Genomic DNA, 1,859 nt, shown 5'->3' on the forward strand with positions numbered 1-1,859 from the left:
AGAGGTGGATCAGTCAGCCAAGAGGGCTCCGGCATAGGTAGGTTGGTGACGACGAAGAGATTCAACACATCATCACGGTCCATGAACAAGATTTGGCTGCGTTTTGAGGCGTCCAAAGCGTTCCCTATCCAGGCCCTAGCAGCCTTCGTAATCTCTCCGCCAGCCACAATTATGGCGTGGTCAACAAGAACGCGTTTCGCGATCTCGGGGTCGAATATCTCGTGCCCGAGCATCATGAGTGCCTGATTGTGAATCTCTGCGACATTCGCGTTACTTCCTCGACTAGCGCCGGAGGCATCTAGCTTCCCTCTTTTCACCTGGAGGCCAAAGTATAGGACGTGGGTAGTGGGGAGAGTGTATTTCATCCACACATCCTTCCCATATTCCAGCGCCTTGTCCTTATGGCCGGCAGCAGTAATCCGCTCAAAGCCAAGTTGCCGGAATAGAGGCAGAAGCACCTGCTCTGTTAGATCGTCCTCAGAAGCCGCGTCAAGGAAGGAGACCAACTGTTCCCGTCGCTTTAGTTCGCTCGCGGTGAAGGGTCTGTGCGGGTTGGGCCCAGGAGCAGAGACAGTGTTAGTCGGAATGTGACGGACGTAGCATCTTCCATCTTCCGCGTAGAAAGCCTCGAACCCTTCATGTTTCAGGGAAGCATTCAGAAGGGACAGTGCCCCTGGCCGACCTTCCCCTTCGTTCTTAGCATCAGCCGGATCCATGAGAAGTTCGATCATCCGGCAAAATACTTCTGGAGGGATGTTTGGAGACGACTGAGGGCCCGAGAGAATGTCGGTGAGTACGTCTACAACCCACCATTGCCGAGTGGACCCGTCGTGTCGGTACTCGGTGTCGATGTCTGCGAAAAACTCAGTCAGATAGCTGCTCGACCGGTACTCGAAGAAGCTCTCTTCGTCCGGGAAGTTGCCGCAGATCATGTCAGCAATTTGTGCGAGAGTGCGCCGCCTGAACTTCATGTCTCCCCCTTGCTGGGCACGCAGATATCGATTCTCTTCGACCCTTGTCAAGCCTCACCAATCGCGATAGTACTCAGCGATCTCGTTCTTGGTGTCGATCATCTCGCGGATGCCGGTATCCGCCCCATCCAGCAGATTCGCGATGCCCAGCATTACGTTGTGAAAATTACGTACGTGGATTCGCGCTATCCCGTCGAGCGTCGCAGAGCCGTCGTTTCTGACAGGGTATCGGAATTGCTCCGAGGTGGGATCCAGGGAATGGAGCTGCGACAACACCCGGTCGACGTCATCCAGGGTGGAGTCATCATCCCCTGGAAAGGATCTTTCCAAGAGGGGGCGAGCTGCTTGCCACAAGAGATCGATTCTGTGTGTCCTAAGGGGGACGTGTGGTTCATCGAGGTAAGAGCGCGCCAACTCGATCAATGTCTTCAGGTGCAGCTCCACGTAGTGCCGCCAGCACATGACAAAGGGGTACACCAGTTGATCCTGATCACGGCCACTGCTGATGATCTGGTCACAGATAGCCCCAGCTGCTTTCCAGTACCCATTGATGTACCCAAGCCATCGATCGCGCGGCCAGTCCAGGCAGGCGACGGTCCACCAGTCACCTTCCTCACGGAGTAGATCGGCATCGTTGCTTGGCCAGGGAGGAGGATCAGCTATCTCATCAGAGGCGTCCATGGTCGCAGTGTGCTGGACGGTGGCGGTTGAGCGCACTGGATTTGAGGCGATTGCCCCGTCCTCCAATGCGCCGTCCGAGGCTGCCCGGCAGTACCAGGCATCCGATGACGCGTTGCCAGGTGTGTCGGCCCGGGCAAGCTCAACACAGGGCCACTGTTACCGCGTTGACAAAGCCCTACAGAGCGCAAAGGCGGTAGCCCGCCGGTA

At 56.5% G+C, this 1,859-nt stretch carries 2 protein-coding genes; both read right to left on the reverse strand.

Annotated features, from left to right (window positions below; translation table 11 throughout):
• Window positions 1-971 (reverse strand): hypothetical protein (locus tag ACFYO0_RS46400; protein WP_388688501.1); only part of this gene is annotated, 971 nt, incomplete at its 3' end.
• A gap of 54 nt (window positions 972-1,025) precedes the next feature.
• Window positions 1,026-1,652 carry a hypothetical protein gene (locus ACFYO0_RS46405; protein ID WP_388688504.1) on the reverse strand — a complete coding sequence of 209 codons (627 nt, stop codon included), beginning with the start codon at window positions 1,650-1,652 and terminating at the stop codon, window positions 1,026-1,028.
• Window positions 1,653-1,859 lie beyond the last annotated feature (207 nt).

Source organism: Streptomyces sp. NPDC006365, assembly GCF_042870755.1.
Lineage (GTDB): Bacteria > Actinomycetota > Actinomycetes > Streptomycetales > Streptomycetaceae > Streptomyces > Streptomyces xiangluensis.

Coding starts and splice junctions, on each gene's coding strand:
- ACFYO0_RS46405 (WP_388688504.1), bottom strand. CDS start 1,652: ATGGACGCCTCTGATGAGATAGCTGATCCTCCTCCCTGGCCAAGCAAC.